Origin of the sequence: Streptomyces sp. NRRL S-495, assembly GCF_000966955.1 — a bacterium.
Lineage (GTDB): Bacteria > Actinomycetota > Actinomycetes > Streptomycetales > Streptomycetaceae > Kitasatospora > Kitasatospora purpeofusca.
Genome location: NZ_JZWY01001371.1, coordinates 1 through 423, shown reverse-complemented (window position 1 = coordinate 423; position 423 = coordinate 1). Strand labels below are relative to the sequence as shown.

General features: G+C 71.4%; 1 protein-coding gene and 1 pseudogene. Both read left to right on the top strand.

All coding sequences use genetic code 11. The features are described from left to right. Nucleotides 1-266 (top strand): oligopeptide/dipeptide ABC transporter ATP-binding protein (locus VR45_RS41725; protein WP_045945209.1); only part of this gene is annotated, 266 nt, incomplete at its 5' end. Beyond that, nucleotides 259-423, top strand: a pseudogene (locus VR45_RS46565) (peptide ABC transporter ATP-binding protein); the annotation flags it as partial. The gene VR45_RS41725 and the pseudogene VR45_RS46565, both read left to right, overlap by 8 nt.

Below are 423 nucleotides of genomic sequence, written 5' to 3'. Positions count from 1 at the left end.
GCCCGGCGCACCCGTACACCAAGGGACTGCTCAACTCGATCCCCCGGCTGGACCAGAAGGGCCAGAGCCTCTACGCGATCCAGGGCCTGCCGCCGAGCCTGCTGCGGATCCCGTCGGGGTGCGCGTTCAACCCGCGCTGCGACCGGGTCCAGGACGTCTGCCACACCGAACTCCCGCGCCTGGTCCCGGTGCTGGACGCCGAGGGGGCCGACCTGCCGGGCCGCCGCAGCGCCTGCCACTTCTGGAAGGAGACCCTCCATGGCTGAGCCGATCCTGGAGGTCAGGGACCTGGTCAAGCACTACCCGCTGACCCAGGGGGTCGTCCTCAAGAAGCAGGTCGGCGCGGTGCGGGCGGTGGACGGCGTCTCCTTCGCGCTGACCAAGGGCGAGACGCTGGGCATCGTCGGCGAGTCCGGCTGTGGC